We start from the raw sequence: 14,287 nt of genomic DNA on the forward strand, positions 1-14,287 counted from the left end.
GAATGTTAATAGTGCTGTAATAGCTAACTTACTAACCATCATTTTCTTTCGGTTAATAGGATAAGAAAACATGAGTAACATTGTTTTATTTTTATATTCATCAATTATTAGTTTCGCTATTAGTACACCACCAAAAACAATAAATGTTCCTCTTACTAACGCACTAGCCATCAGCAAAATCGCCTGCGGATCTCTTATTTCTGGATCTCCTTCTATTTGAGAAACGAAACTAACAAAGATTAATAGTGCCAGTATGACGATATTTGCAATAATTGCTCTCTTCACATACCATCCGAGCTTAAACTTCTTCAGTTCTAGCTTCATAAGACGTAGCATGATAGTCCTCCTCTCTTTTAAAATTTAATTGATATAAATTTCCTTTATCGTATCTATCTCAAAAGCAACCTCCTTCTTAAAGTCTTTTCCAGCGAATGTCTTAAAACCAAAAATCACACTAGCAATTGCAATTACTATTATTTTTTTCACTGCTCATACCCCAGTTCGTTGTTGTTTTAAGCTTGCTTCACGCCACATCAATCTTGTCGATTTTTCGATACGACAGATAACTAATAAAAATCCCTACTAAACAGAGCACTATTGGGATAGCTATAAAATTATAAAAACTTACTTGATTGTTTCCAATGTTACTGTTCATTATCATCCCGATTATTACTGCAGAAGTAATCGTTGTCGGTGTCGATTTCTTTCTCATCCCAAAAAATAAAGGAATTAAACTAATACCGGATATCATAAATGCATTTATAAAAGTAGCTGGAATGGTAGCTATTATTTCACCCATCTTAACAGGCGTTTCAATTACTCCCATCATTGGATTCATAAAAAATATGAGCAAACTAATAGTGAAAGTAGCGATAATCATGCTCACAAAGCAAAAACTAAAAACAATTGTTAATTTCGCCCTCATTAACATTTTCCTTTGCAATGGATACATAAACAATAGTTGCATTGTTTTGTTCTTATACTCATCAATTACTAAACGTGATAAAATGACCGCACTAAAAATAAGAAATGTCATCCTAATAAAGATGTTTGCTAAAGTCATATATTTTGTGAAATCAGTGAGCGCCGCATCTACTTCACCTTTCGCTCCCAACCCCATAAGACTTACCGCAACAAAAATTGCTATAATACAAATGGCTACCCCTTTAAAATAACTAGATAATTGATGTTTTTTCCATTCAAGCTTCATTAATTTAAACATATAGACTACGCCTCCATTCCTTATATAACTATCTCTACGCTACTAACATTCTAATTCCAGCAGTAACTACGCTTACTATTCCTATCACTAGTAAAACTAAGATCCACTTTCGTTCTGGCTTTTTATAATATAAGATTCCACTTATGATTATTACGATAAATCCGGCTATAAGATTTAGTATTAAGGCATTCATGATCATATCCCCCTCGCTGAAGTTACATTAAGCATGAATACCCTCTCCATCCATTACATTTAAGAAATATTCTTCTAAGGAACTATGTTTCTTATTAATACTTTCAATTTCCACATCGTTCATAATAAGTGCTTTTGAAATGGCTTGCTGAGATGCTGCCGTATCATACACACGAATCATGTTTCCACTCATTATTTTGTAGTTTTTTATACCAAGTTTATCTTCTAAAATATAAGCTGCTCGTTTCACGTCAGGAACAGTGATTTCAATGTACTCTGTTTGTTTTCCATTAATACTCTTCATTGAAACTTCTTTTATTAGTTTCCCATTTTGAATAACACCAATTGTATCTGCCATTTGTTCCATCTCGCCTAAAATATGACTAGAAACTAATAAAGTAATGCCATATTCTTTGCAGAGCATTTTAAATAAATCTCGCAATTCTTTAATACCAATTGGATCTAAACCGTTAATCGGTTCATCTAAAATGAGAAGCTCTGGTTTTGTCATGATTGCCCTTGCAATACCAAGTCGTTGTTTCATCCCTAATGAAAAATCTTTTACTTTTTTATTTTCTATGCCGTGTAGTTTCACTAAATTTAACGCATGATCAATTGCATTTTTATCGTAATACCCCATATATTCACAATGTAATTCTAAGTTTTCTTTCGCCGTTAATTTATCATAAAAGATTGGATATTCAATAATTGTCCCCATTCTTTTTAATACTTCATAAGATGTGTCTGTTAACTTCTCACCGAAAATTTCAATATCACCGCTCGTCGGTTTTATTAAATTTGTAATCATTTTCATAATCGTTGTTTTACCAGCACCATTCGGTCCTAAAAAACCGTAAATCTCTCCTTTTTTCACATGCATGTTAACGCTAGAAATAACTTCATTCCCTTTAAACACTTTCGTTAACTGGTTCGTTTTTAATATATATGTCATGTCACTTTCCCCTTTCGCACTGCTCTATATTTCTATAATAGACAACGGAAATCTCTTTTTTCTTACCCGTTCCTTACAAATTCCTTACGCTGAAAAAAAAGCTTGTAGAATCTACTTCTCTACAAGCTAAAACTGCATCTTTGTTAATACAACTGTAAAAATTGTTTTTTCATACGGCTTACTAGAAAGATGTATTTCTCCGTCCATCGCTTCCACAAGCCTTTTCGTAATCGTTAATCCTAAACCGCTCCCTTGGTACAATCTATTTCTGGAATCTTCAAGTGTGTACATACGCTCAAACACTTTATCAATATGAGATTCATCAATTCCTTTTCCTGTATCCCATACGTCTATATACACACTCGTTTCATCATCTCTTAAAGTCATACCGAGTGTCTTTCCATCGTCTCCATATGTAATCGCATTTGATATTAAATTATTTAACACTCTGCCTAATACTTCTGTATTTCCAAGTACATATATATTTCTTTCTGGTATATCAATATGGATATGAAAACCTTTCGTCGTCACTAAATCATAGAAAGATAAAATCTTCTCACGGCAAACTTCATTCATATTTACTTTTGTTATCTCAATTGCCTTGTCACCAGATTCTAATTTTGCTAAATCAAAAAACTTATGAATCAGTTCCATAACTTCTAGTGTTTTCACATGCACCTTTTCAAGTAATATTTGCTGTTCTTCTTTACTTATCGTTTTATCCTTATTTAACATTTCTGTATATCCAAGAATAACTGTTAGTGGTGTTTTTAAATCATGTGAAATATTTGAAAGCATTTTTCTCATCGAAATTTCCACTTTCGCATGATCTGCACTCGTTTTCTGTTTTGCATCTAACAAATGATTAATAGCCACTAATAACTTTTGCAATTCTGTATCATCCGTCATAATTAATAGCTTCTCACCAGTTTGTTCTTTTACAATTCGATTTAACTTCTCATACGTATAGCGTAAATTCCTACTACTATTTTTCCTAATTTTATATTGCACGTAAATAACGATAAGCAATATAATAATCACCACTGTTAAAAATATAACCATACTACATCACTTCCAATTTATAGCCAATTCCCCACAGTGTTTTTATATATTCCGGGTTAGATGGGTCCGTTTCAATCTTCTCGCGTAATCTCCTCATATGAACATTAATAACATTATCATCACCATAATATTCTTCATTCCAAACAAGCGTATATATTTGCGCTTTCGTAAAAACACGATTTTGATTCTTCACGAATAGCTTTAAAATCTCAAATTCTTTTAAAGTAAGTTTAAGCTGTCTTCCCTTTTTCTCCACAGTAAAATTAATTGGGTCAATTATTAAGTCACCAATCTGAATGGCATCATCTTTTGATTCCACAGCTGAATACTTTGTAGACCTTCGAATAGCGGCTTTTACACGTGCTGCCAATTCAATCATAGAAAATGGTTTACAAATGTAATCATCCGCTCCAAGCCCTAAGCCAATCGCTTTATCAACATCTGTATCTTTTGCCGACATCATTAAAATCGGAACAGCACTTTTTTCTCGAATGATTCGCACAACCTCTAAGCCATCTAACTTTGGCATCATAATATCGAGAATAATCAAATCAAATGAACCTTTTAAAAATGCGTTAACTCCTTCTTCTCCATCAGATGCGATTGTAACTTGAAAACCTTCTTTTACTAAATATGTTTCAACCATCTCTTGAATTGAGATATCATCTTCAACTAATAAAATATGATATGACATATTTCTATCCCCTTTTCACAAACATTAACAATTCAATTGTATCGCAACTGCAAATTAGCTGGTACAATTATATGAATTTTCAAACCAACTTCCCTTCCTTCCTTAACAATGATATGATGAAATTCACTACTATTGTTCATAATTAACTTTATATAAAGGAGACTTATCATGTCAGAAAACAAAAAAGTAAGCTTAGCTGATTTAATGCGCGAACAACTTGCAAAGAAAAAGCAAGGAAATGGAAACGGCTCAAATAATGGAAGTCAAAGTCAAGAAACGAAAAAATTACAAAACCAACAAACGAAGAAAACAAACAACCAACGTAGACGTACAGGTGTATAAATGAGCGGGCAAAAACGATCTAACGTCGCGCCAGGTCTTGCGGTTGATATTGTGTTAAAACAAGATCAACGTACAGGCAAGCTAACAAGAGGAATTGTAAAAGATATTTTAACTAACTCACCCTCTCATCCGCACGGCATTAAAGTACGATTGCAGGACGGGCAAGTTGGCAGAGTCCAAAATATCATTCAATAAGAAAAGGAGCTCATTTAAACTTGAGCTCCTTTTTCTTTATTACCCTTTAATTTTCTCGATGAAAACTACTTTTAAATAGTCTCCTTCTTTAAATTGATCAATTGTACGGAAATCTTCTGGTAAAGAATGTTCTTCTAATATTTTATATTTACCGTTCATTTCTTTGAATGCCGTATCGATAAAGCCATTAAACTTTTTCATATCGAATGCGCTACAATTTGTAGAAGCAACGATAATACCGTTATTTTCTGTAATCGCAATTGTTTCTTTTAATAAGTTTTTATAATCTTTCGCCGCACTGAACGTATATTTTTTTGAGCGTGCAAAACTTGGAGGGTCAAGTACAACCATATCAAACTTCATCTTTTTCTTAGCAGCATATTTGAAATATAGAAATACATCTTCTACAATAATATCTTGTGCTTCGTAATCAATTTCATTTACACTAAACTGCTCGATCGTTTTACTTAAGCTACGATTTGCAAGGTCAACACTTGTTGTTTTACTTGCGCCGCCAAGTGCTGCAAATACAGAGAAAGCTCCAGTATAAGAGAACATATTTAAAACTGTTCTTCCTTTTGCATATTTATCACGAATTTGTTTTCGAACGTTACGTTGATCTAAAAATACACCAACCATCGCCCCGTCATTTAAATATACAGCAAAGTTCACACCGTTTTCTTTTACGATAAGTGGGAACTCACCGCGCTCTCCTGCGACGAAATCATCACCTTCAATATATTTCCCTTTCGTATCAAAACGCTTTTTCTCATAAATCCCTTTGAAATTTGCTACTTTTTGAAGTGCTGCTATAATCTCATCACGGAAAGTATAAACCCCTTCACTATACCAACTTATTACGTAATAGCCGTCATAATAATCGATAATTAAGCCACCAAGACCGTCACCCTCACCGTTTACCACACGGAATGCTGTTGTATCATTTGATTTATAAAAATCTTTTCGTTTATGTAAAGCAGATTTTATTTTACTTTCAAAGAAATCCTGATTTATTTGCTCTTTCTCTTTTCTCGTTAAAATCCAGCCATACCCTTTATTTTGTTTTCCATAATAGCCTTTTCCGATAAATTGGTTCTTCTCATCTACTACGTTGATGATTGTTCCTTCTTCACGTACATCATTTAAATTTTGAATAGCATCTTTTAAAATAAGTGGATATCCACTTTTAATTTCTTTTATAAACTTCGGTTTTATTTTTATAGTTACTTCGGATCGCATGTAATGTCTTCCTTTCCATTTGAATGCTTTCTAATTAGTAGGAAGCAATGTAAAAAATGAGGCTGAAAAAAGCCTCGTTTCACTATACCATATTATTGCTTTGCTCGTACAACTAGCTCATCCTCTCGCTTAATCGAAAAAAAACTTATATATTTTATCATTACCATTGACAATGATAATGATTTTCACTATCATTTAATGTATATGAAACGATGAAAATAATGATAGATTTATAGGAGGAATAAAGAAATGATTATTGTTACAAATACATCTAAAATTACGAAGGGTGACGCACATAAATTAATTGAGCGCTTTAATAAAGTAGGTAAAGTTGAAACGATGCCTGGTTTCTTAGGACTAGAAGTTCTTCTAACTGAAAATACAGTTGATTATGATGAAGTAACGATTAGCACTCGTTGGAATGCAAAAGAGGATTTCCAAGGTTGGACAAAGAGTACGGCCTTTAAAGATGCGCATTCACACCGTGGTGGATTACCAGATTTTATTATCGATAATAAAATCTCATTCTATGATGTTAAAATTGTTCGTATGCCAATTGCTGCGGCTCAATAACTTCGGTTTTAATAATCGGTATAGAAGTATGAGAAGGAATATATCTTCTCTACTTCTATACCTTTTCTTTTTTCAATTTCTTTTCACCAACTTCGCGTGCACGACTAGTCTACCAGCCTCTGGATCTAGTGCATAATCACACGTTGAAAGTGTTAAAATTTGATCATCCGCTGTCACTTTTGTATCTGTTTTATAGAGTGATCTTTCCTTAATTTTTTCTAGAAAAGATGCATAGTCCTCGTTGCTTCCAAAATCCGTTTCAATATAATAGAAATCAGTTGTCGTTGTATATACTGAAAATACTTCTACATCGTATCCTTCAAACAAAGTATCGTAGTACAATTTGCGATGAGACATAAAGAAATCTTCTTCTAATATTTTTTTAAGACTCCCAAACATAGAGCCGTCTTTCATACGATGTCCGTATAGAATCGTATTTCGATTTTGAGATTTTACATCGTTACGATGATCCATGAAGATACTTCCTGCTCTCATGTCCTCGCCTTTATAATTACGATACAAATAGTAATCGTTGTCTTTCGCTTGAACAATCGGATAATTAATTTGCGTATCATCCATCGTAATCCAGCCAACTATTTCTGGATTAATTTTTTGTAAGGCTTGGAACTGTGCACGGACTGCTCCATCTGATGATTTTTCTTCCATCGGACTCCTTTGATAAATATCTTGTGCTTCAGCCATTACTTTGCGATTTTCATAGTAATCCATGAACATCCCGCCTAATTCATACACGGAGTAGAAAAAGATACCTAAAAAAGCAACTGTAAGTATTCTTTGAAAAAAGGAATTCTTTTTCTTTTCTTTCTTGCCGCTCAAATTATCACCTCAAAACGGATTACCAAAGGGATTTAGTCGCCTATCAAATACCCATTGGCACCATATACAATCCTGTATCTTCATCGTGCTTTACAACAACATCTACACCATATATCGTCTTGATCATATCTTCCGTTACGACTTCACCTGGCTTACCCTTCATCACAATTTCTCCATCTTTCATAACGATAATATGATCGCTATAACGGATTGCTTGATTAATGTCATGTAATACCATAACAATCGTTAAACCATGTACTTCATTTAACTCTTTCACTAACTCTAATATTTCAAGCTGATAGTAAATATCTAAATACGTCGTTGGTTCGTCTAAAAACAGCATGGGCGTATTTTGCGCTAAAGTCATCGCAATCCAAACACGTTGCCTTTCCCCACCAGATAATGCATGTATTGGCTTATCACGCTTATCTTGTAGTCTCGTACACGTCAATGCTCTTTCTATTGCTTCGCTATCCTCATCCGTTTGTGTAGAAAAAATATTTTTATATGGCATACGCCCAAAACTCGTCAATTTTTCAACTGTAACATCTGCTGGCGCCTCATTTTGCTGATGAACGACCGCTAGCTTTCTAGCAAACTCTTTCGGCTTATACTGGCTAATAGCTTTCCCATCTAGCATTACTTCTCCGCTACGGGGATCATGATTTCGCGACATAACACCTAGTAATGTTGATTTCCCACAACCATTTGGACCAATAATTGTTGTAATTTTTCCAACCTCTATCTCACTACTAACAGACTTTAAACGATCCGTTACATTATCATAAGAAAAGGTTACATTTTTAATTTCCATGAACTCGATCACTCTTTCTAAGCAAGAATATTAAGAACGGACCACCGATGACTGCCATAATCGTCGCCGCTGGAATTTCATTAGGCGGTACGATTAGCCTACCAATTGTGTCTGCCGTTAAAATTAATAACGCACCTGCAAGGGCTGAAAATGGAATAAGTACTTTATGATCTGATCCAACCAGTTGCCTTGAAATATGCGGGATAAGTAATCCAACGAAAGCGATAACACCCGCAATTGCAGTTGATACAGCTGCTAAAAGAACAGCAATGACAGAAATAATAAGGCGTACCCTCGTCACGTGAAGTCCAAGGTTTTTAGCCGTTTTATCTTGTAGAGATAATAAATTACACCACGCCCCTACAAACAGTGCAAGTATAAGGCCGATTGATCCATATGTAACAAGTACTTCCACATCGCCCCATGTCTTCATCGTTATATTAGATGTTGTCGTCTGCTTAATACTTTTAATGAAATATCCGCAAATCGTAACGAAAGATTCATTTAAACCAGTAAACATCGCATTTATCGCTATACCGATCAAAATGATACGCAGCGGACTTAAACCTGATTTCCAAGAAAACGCATAAACGAGATAACAAGCAAACGCACCGCCTAAAAACGCGAATAGTGGTGTCCAGAAAAAGAACTGAGGGAATAGCGTAATGATAACAAGCGTCATAAAACTGGCCCCTGAAGATATCCCGATAACCCCAGCATCCGCAAGTGGATTTTTCATAACTGCTTGGAAAAGCACACCAGAAACAGCAAGCGCCGCTCCAGTGAAAAGTGCAATAATGATGCGCGGGAAACGTAAATCTTTAATGACTTCAACATCTTCATTTGTCCCTGTAAATATACCTTGAAAAAGATCAATGACACCTATTTCTAAACTACCTTTCACAGCGGATACAGTAGTCATAATAACTAGTAATACTGTGACGATGAAGAAACTCCAAATTTTTTTATTCATCTCAATCTTCCTTTATCTATACATGCATCATGGATACATCATTTTCTTTAATTCATCTAAGGCTTCAATAGCTGCTAAATTCCCCGTCGTTCCAAATAAGCGCTCTTCTAAATCGTACACTCTATTATTTTTAACTGCGGCAAAATGCTTCCAAATGTCGTTCGTTTTAAATTCCTTATCGAACATTTTCACAACTTCATCTGGCATACCATGCGCTGCACGTAAAATAATATCTGGATCAGCTTTTTTTAAGTACTCTGTATTAGAAGCTAAATATTCTACTTTCTCACCTTGTACTATATTTTTACCACCTAGTTGTTTTACTAAATCCCCAATATAGGAGTGTTCTGTCGCAACTAAATAACTTCCAGGTACTCCAAGTAAAATAAGGACTGTCGGTTCTTTCTTCCCTTTCACTTGTTTTTGAATGTCTGCAACTTTTTTATCGAACTTTGTTACGACTGCTTCAGCCTGTTTCTCACGCCCATATTTTTTGCCCAACTCTGTAATTGAGTTTTGCATGTTTTTTAAACTCGTTAAATTTAAAAAGTTTGCCTTAATGCCCGCTTCATTAAAAACTGGCTTCAACTCATATTCAAGCGTCGTAACAGATAATACTTCTGATGGTTTCATTGATTTTACTTTTTCCATATCAGGACTCATCGGATTCCCAACTTCAGGTAAACCTTTATAGCGCTTTGGCAAAGTTTTAGAACTTGTAGGAATACCTGCTAAATCTACTTCTAATGCATCCATAATTTCAGTCACAGCAACTGTCGTTGCAATAACACGTTCCTCACTACTGCTCTTTACCTTTTTTGCCGTTTCTTTTTTTGGTGATGAGCACCCAGCTATACTAAATAAAAGAATGATAGCCATGAATAAACTCGTGATTTTCTTCACTCTCAATCACCACTCCTTTCGGTACAATATGAAACGAGTCTTGATGCATGAAACCATGCATCAAGACTCCAAATTTTACAGTCTACCTGCTCTATATTTACGAACTAAGAAAGCAAGTGATCCTAGTAATAGCAACATATACATTCCAATCTGTGCTGTATCTGCTGTTTTTGAGTTTTTCTCTTTTTTCACATCATTCTTCGCATTTTCATTTTGCTTCTTACCGTCTGCATTTCGGTTGAAATCAGGATTACCGATTGTTTTTGCATTGTCTACTTTCGGTGTAATCACTGGATTTTTCGGATCATTCTTCGGATCGTTTTTCGGATCCTCTTTAATAGTTCCTACTGCACCAATATTATTTGTATCAAATTGAATTTGCACGTCGTAGAAATGATGATAGTTCATTGAATCAATATCTACTTTTACTTTCGCATTTAATTTCGCAAATAAATCATCAACCTCAAACTCTATTACTCTCGTATCTGCATTTTTATCTTCACTCACTACTTTTGCATCAACAAATGCACCAGCATTTTCTGTTTGGAACTTCGTAATCCACGCACTATTTTTCAGTGTCATCGCAACATATTTCTTACCATCTTTCACTGTTAATCTAGCTGGATTTACAACATATTGATTCATCATTGAAATCTCATCCGTTTTATCTTTTAACACTTTAAAAGCAACATCATATTGACCGTCTTTTAAATTTTTCGGATCGACTGTTATGTGTCCATTTTGGTTATTATTTCCGCCTTGATTATTGTTTCCATCTTGGTTGTTACTTCCACCTTGGTTATCGTTTCCGCCTTGATTATCGTTTCCATCTTGGTTATCGTTTCCATCTTGGTTACCGTTTCCGCCTGGAATGTTGTTTCCATCTTGATTACCTAAAGCTTTAATACTACCTTTATCAAATGCAAATTGAATATCATAGAAATGATGGTAGTTCATCGCATCAATATCCACTTTCACTTTTGCATTTAACTTTTTCGATAAGTCGTCTACTTCTACTTCCACTACTCTTGTATCTTGCTCTTTATTTGTACCTAATACTTTCGCATCGACAAACGAACTATTCTTTTCAAACTCAAACTTTGTAATCCATGAGCTATTCGTTACTGTGAAGGATACATATTTCTTACCATCTTTCACTTTTAATACGCCTGGACTCTTCGTATATGTGTTCATCATTGAAATTTCGTCTGTTTTATCTTTTAGCACTTTAAAACCGATACTGTATTCACCATCTTTAAGAGCATTTGGATCAATTGTTGTGTTATTGTCTTGGTTATTATTTCCGCCTTGGTTGTTGTTTCCGCCTTGGTTATTGTTTCCACCTTGGTTATTGTTTCCGCCTTGGTTGTCATTTCCACCTTGGTTATTATTTCCGCCTTGGTTGTCATTTCCACCTTGGTTATTGTTTCCACCTTGGTTATTGTTTCCACCCTGGTTATCATTTCCACCTTGGTTATTGTTTCCACCCTGGTTATCGTTTCCACCTTGGTTATCTACTGGCTGAATGCTATCTTTATCAAATGCAAATTGAATGTCGTAGAAATGATGATAATTCATTGAATCGATATCTACTTTCACTTTTGCATCTAATTTTTTCGATAAATCATCTACTTCTACTTCCACTACTCTTGTATCAGCCTTCGTATCTGTATTTAATACATTTGCATCAACAAACGCACCATTTTTCTCAAACTCAAACTTTGTAATCCATGAGCTATTCGTTAATGTGAAGGATACATACTTCTTGCCATCTTTCACTTTCAATACGCCTGGGCTCTTCGTATATGTGTTCATCATTGAAATTTCTTCTGTTTTATCTTTTAACACTTTAAAACCGATACTGTATTCACCATCTTTAATTGTGTCAGCATCCGGTTGTTTATCTCCGTCTGGTTGTTTATCTCCATCTGGTTGCTTGTCTCCGTCTGGTTGCTTGTCTCCGTCTGGTTGCTTATCTCCATCTGGCTGTTTCTCTTCATTTTTAATTGGTTCAAGTTTCTCTTGATCAAATAAAAGTTGTACGTCATGCGTTTGCTTGTAGTTTCTTGATGCCATCTCAATAAATACTTTTGTATTTATTTTTTTAGATAAACCGTCTACTTCAAATTCTACGACTCTTGTATCTTTTTCTTTATCTTCACTCACTACTTTTGCATCAACAAATGCACCATCTTTTTCCGTTTGGAAATTTTTAATTAATGAGCTGCTTTTTAGCGTTACAATCGCTTTTTTCTTACCATTTTCTACTTTCAATACTCCTGGATTTTCCATGTAAGTATTCATTTTAGATTCTTCATCTGTTTTATCTTTTAACACTTTAAAGGGAATGCTGTACGCACCATCTTTAATTATTTCAGCATCCGGCTTTTTATCTTCATCCGGTTGTTTCTCTTCATTTTTAATTTGTTCAAGTTTCTCTTGATCAAATACAAGTTGTACGTCATGAGTTTGCTTGTAACCTTGTGATGCCACCTCAATAAATACTTTTGTATTTATTTTTTTAGATAAATCATCCACTTCAAATTCTACGACTCTTGTACCTTTTTCTTTATCTTCACTCACTACTTTTGCATCAACAAATGCACCATCTTTTTCCGTTTGGAAATTTTTAATTAATGAGCTGCTTTTTAGCGTTACAATCGCTTTTTTCTTACCATTTTCTACTTTCAATACTCCTGGATTTTCCATGTAAGTATTCATTTTAGATTCTTCATCTGTTTTATCTTTTAACACTTTAAAGGGAATGCTGTACGCACCATCTTTAATTGTGTTAGAATTTGGTTGTTGATCTGAGTCAGGCTTTTGGTCGGGCTTCTGACTTGGATCCGGATTTTCATTTGGATCTGGCTTATTAGCTGGGTCCTCTTTTTCATCTGGTTTTTCTACATGAATTGGTGTAATGCTATTTTGGTCGAATGAAATACGAATGTCATAGTAATGATGATAATTAAAAGCATCAATATCAACTTTTACTTTCGCATTTAATATTTTCTCTACATCTTCTACATCAAATTCTACTACTCTTGTATCGCTCTCTGTATCTTCACTAACTACATTTACATCAACGAATTGACTACCTTTTTCTGTTTCAAATTTCGTAATCCATGAACTATGCGTTAACGTAAAGGATACTTTCTTTTTCCCATCCTTCACTTTCAAAGTCCCCGGGCTTATAGAATATTGATTCATCATTGATTCTTCATCTGATGTATCTTTCAAAACTTTGAAACCAATTGAATATTCACCGTCAGCTAAAGTTGTAGCTGCTTGAACTGCAAGTGGTTGTAGCGTTGATACGAATGTAAAAATCGTTAGAAACATTGCAACAACAATTTTTAAATACCTGTTCAATAGAATGACTCTCCTTTTTAAAATTTATTTACTTAACTTCACTTTACGAACTAAGAAAACACCTGAGATTAAAACTAACGCTGCAAATAATCCGATACGTGCTTCGTCGCCTGTTTTTGGATTATCTATTTTTTCAGCTTTTCCACTTTCATTTGTTTCTTTTTTTGTATCTTTATTTGTTTCTTTGTTATCTACTTTCGTTTTCTCTTCTTTTACTTGTGTATCTTTTTTAGTTTCATCATTATTTTTTGTTGCAGCAGCTACATTGTTATCGCCGCCTACAGCTTTTACATTCGCATCAAACGCAAAGCGAACTGTGTAATGATGGTCGTAGTTTGCACTTGGTACAACAACATGAATTTTTACTCCTAACGGTTTAGATAAATCATCAACTTTAAATTCAACCGTTCTTTTATCTGCTGCTTCGTCTTTGCTAATTACTTTTGAATCAACGAAATTACCATTATCTGGTGCTTTAAATTCTGTAATCCAAGCACTATGATTCATTGGAACTTGTACTCTCATCTCACCATTTTTTACAATTAACTTAGCTGGTTTTTCAAAATAATCATTTGCCATTGAAGCTGAATCATCTTCCGCCTTTTTGATAACGTAGTTAATATCGTAAGTACCATCAGCTAATTTTGCTGAGGCTTGTCCAGATGGTATTACGAGAAAAGCTAGCATACATACTAACGTTATAATAAATGCGGGTAATACTGAAAACTTTCTCATTTTGCTTACTTCCTCCTTGTTTATCTTTCGTTTTATAATTTGAAAATGATAATTATTCTCAATTTATAAGAAAAAAAATAATCTCTTCTACCTTTATTTCATTGTCATTACTTTATGTAATGTAAGTATCGTTGATTATCATTCTCACTAAAGGTCAAAAAATATAATATCCCTCTATATTC

General features: G+C 34.2%; 16 protein-coding genes. 3 read left to right on the forward strand and 13 right to left on the reverse strand.

Features of this window, described 5'->3' with window-relative positions:
* The 6 genes from AB3X48_RS10135 to AB3X48_RS10160 all read right to left on the reverse strand — a co-directional run.
* A partial coding sequence (locus AB3X48_RS10135; protein ID WP_367959411.1) for an ABC transporter permease occupies positions 1-336 on the reverse strand: 336 nt, incomplete at its 3' end.
* Positions 337-360: 24 nt separating this feature from the next.
* Positions 361-486, reverse strand: a complete 126-nt coding sequence (locus AB3X48_RS10140) for a hypothetical protein (protein ID WP_256416129.1) — start codon at positions 484-486, stop codon at positions 361-363.
* Between the two features lie 37 nt (positions 487-523).
* The gene (locus AB3X48_RS10145) at positions 524-1,222 is read right to left on the reverse strand and encodes an ABC transporter permease (protein ID WP_016106291.1); all 699 of its coding nucleotides are present in this window, start codon (positions 1,220-1,222) and stop codon (positions 524-526) included.
* A gap of 220 nt (positions 1,223-1,442) precedes the next feature.
* Positions 1,443-2,366: an ABC transporter ATP-binding protein gene (locus AB3X48_RS10150; RefSeq protein ID WP_016106293.1), complete on the reverse strand. Its 924-nt coding sequence runs from the start codon at positions 2,364-2,366 to the stop codon at positions 1,443-1,445.
* A gap of 126 nt (positions 2,367-2,492) precedes the next feature.
* Positions 2,493-3,428: a HAMP domain-containing histidine kinase gene (locus tag AB3X48_RS10155; RefSeq protein WP_016106294.1), complete on the reverse strand. Its 936-nt coding sequence runs from the start codon at positions 3,426-3,428 to the stop codon at positions 2,493-2,495.
* A 1-nt stretch (position 3,429) separates the two neighbouring features.
* Positions 3,430-4,122: a response regulator transcription factor gene (locus tag AB3X48_RS10160; RefSeq protein WP_016106295.1), complete on the reverse strand. Its 693-nt coding sequence runs from the start codon at positions 4,120-4,122 to the stop codon at positions 3,430-3,432.
* 168 nt (positions 4,123-4,290) lie between these two features.
* Here AB3X48_RS10160 and AB3X48_RS10165 point away from each other — a divergent pair, with 168 nt between their 5' ends.
* Positions 4,291-4,464, forward strand: coding sequence for a hypothetical protein (locus AB3X48_RS10165; RefSeq protein ID WP_002015431.1), 174 nt, complete (start codon positions 4,291-4,293; stop codon positions 4,462-4,464).
* Positions 4,465-4,659 (forward strand): YwbE family protein, encoded by a 195-nt coding sequence (locus AB3X48_RS10170; RefSeq protein WP_002160297.1) that lies wholly within the window; start codon positions 4,465-4,467, stop codon positions 4,657-4,659.
* A gap of 39 nt (positions 4,660-4,698) precedes the next feature.
* On the opposite strand, the gene AB3X48_RS10175 is transcribed toward AB3X48_RS10170, so the two are convergent.
* The gene (locus tag AB3X48_RS10175) at positions 4,699-5,898 is read right to left on the reverse strand and encodes a class I SAM-dependent rRNA methyltransferase (RefSeq protein WP_016106296.1); all 1,200 of its coding nucleotides are present in this window, start codon (positions 5,896-5,898) and stop codon (positions 4,699-4,701) included.
* Between the two features lie 249 nt (positions 5,899-6,147).
* Between AB3X48_RS10175 and isdG the strand changes: the two genes are divergently transcribed.
* Entirely contained in the window at positions 6,148-6,471 is a 324-nt protein-coding gene (gene isdG, locus AB3X48_RS10180; protein WP_002112144.1) for a heme oxygenase, read from the forward strand.
* Positions 6,472-6,543: 72 nt separating this feature from the next.
* On the opposite strand, the gene srtB is transcribed toward isdG, so the two are convergent.
* From srtB to isdC, 6 genes are all read right to left on the reverse strand, one after another.
* The gene (srtB, locus tag AB3X48_RS10185; RefSeq protein WP_033714880.1) at positions 6,544-7,308 is read right to left on the reverse strand and encodes a class B sortase; all 765 of its coding nucleotides are present in this window, start codon (positions 7,306-7,308) and stop codon (positions 6,544-6,546) included.
* Between the two features lie 43 nt (positions 7,309-7,351).
* Entirely contained in the window at positions 7,352-8,122 is a 771-nt protein-coding gene (locus AB3X48_RS10190; protein WP_256416128.1) for an ABC transporter ATP-binding protein, read from the reverse strand.
* Complete coding sequence (locus AB3X48_RS10195; RefSeq protein ID WP_016106299.1) at positions 8,112-9,095, reverse strand: FecCD family ABC transporter permease; 984 nt, start codon at positions 9,093-9,095, stop codon at positions 8,112-8,114. The genes AB3X48_RS10190 and AB3X48_RS10195 overlap by 11 nt, the downstream gene beginning before the upstream one ends.
* A 27-nt stretch (positions 9,096-9,122) precedes the next feature.
* The gene (gene isdE, locus AB3X48_RS10200; protein ID WP_016106300.1) at positions 9,123-10,004 is read right to left on the reverse strand and encodes a heme ABC transporter substrate-binding protein IsdE; all 882 of its coding nucleotides are present in this window, start codon (positions 10,002-10,004) and stop codon (positions 9,123-9,125) included.
* Positions 10,005-10,073: 69 nt separating this feature from the next.
* Positions 10,074-13,370: an NEAT domain-containing hemophore IsdX2 gene (gene isdX2 / locus AB3X48_RS10205; protein ID WP_367959417.1), complete on the reverse strand. Its 3,297-nt coding sequence runs from the start codon at positions 13,368-13,370 to the stop codon at positions 10,074-10,076.
* A 24-nt stretch (positions 13,371-13,394) separates the two neighbouring features.
* The gene (isdC, locus tag AB3X48_RS10210; RefSeq protein ID WP_088099558.1) at positions 13,395-14,105 is read right to left on the reverse strand and encodes a heme uptake protein IsdC; all 711 of its coding nucleotides are present in this window, start codon (positions 14,103-14,105) and stop codon (positions 13,395-13,397) included.
* Between the last annotated feature and the right edge of the window lie 182 nt (positions 14,106-14,287).

The organism is Bacillus sp. S4 (assembly GCF_040838205.1).
Taxonomy (GTDB): Bacteria; Bacillota; Bacilli; order Bacillales; family Bacillaceae_G; genus Bacillus_A; species Bacillus_A cereus_U.

What these genes read in the sequence shown, in the direction of transcription:
- AB3X48_RS10145 (WP_016106291.1), bottom strand. Translation starts at nt 1,222, where the DNA reads ATGTTTAAATTAATGAAGCTTGAATGGAAAAAACATCAATTATCTAGT.
- AB3X48_RS10150 (WP_016106293.1), bottom strand. Translation starts at nt 2,366, where the DNA reads ATGACATATATATTAAAAACGAACCAGTTAACGAAAGTGTTTAAAGGG.
- AB3X48_RS10155 (WP_016106294.1), bottom strand. Translation starts at nt 3,428, where the DNA reads ATGGTTATATTTTTAACAGTGGTGATTATTATATTGCTTATCGTTATT.
- AB3X48_RS10160 (WP_016106295.1), bottom strand. Translation starts at nt 4,122, where the DNA reads ATGTCATATCATATTTTATTAGTTGAAGATGATATCTCAATTCAAGAG.
- AB3X48_RS10165 (WP_002015431.1), top strand. Translation starts at nt 4,291, where the DNA reads ATGTCAGAAAACAAAAAAGTAAGCTTAGCTGATTTAATGCGCGAACAA.
- AB3X48_RS10170 (WP_002160297.1), top strand. Translation starts at nt 4,465, where the DNA reads ATGAGCGGGCAAAAACGATCTAACGTCGCGCCAGGTCTTGCGGTTGAT.
- AB3X48_RS10175 (WP_016106296.1), bottom strand. Translation starts at nt 5,898, where the DNA reads ATGCGATCCGAAGTAACTATAAAAATAAAACCGAAGTTTATAAAAGAA.
- isdG (WP_002112144.1), top strand. Translation starts at nt 6,148, where the DNA reads ATGATTATTGTTACAAATACATCTAAAATTACGAAGGGTGACGCACAT.
- AB3X48_RS10190 (WP_256416128.1), bottom strand. Translation starts at nt 8,122, where the DNA reads ATGGAAATTAAAAATGTAACCTTTTCTTATGATAATGTAACGGATCGT.
- AB3X48_RS10195 (WP_016106299.1), bottom strand. Translation starts at nt 9,095, where the DNA reads ATGAATAAAAAAATTTGGAGTTTCTTCATCGTCACAGTATTACTAGTT.
- isdC (WP_088099558.1), bottom strand. Translation starts at nt 14,105, where the DNA reads ATGAGAAAGTTTTCAGTATTACCCGCATTTATTATAACGTTAGTATGT.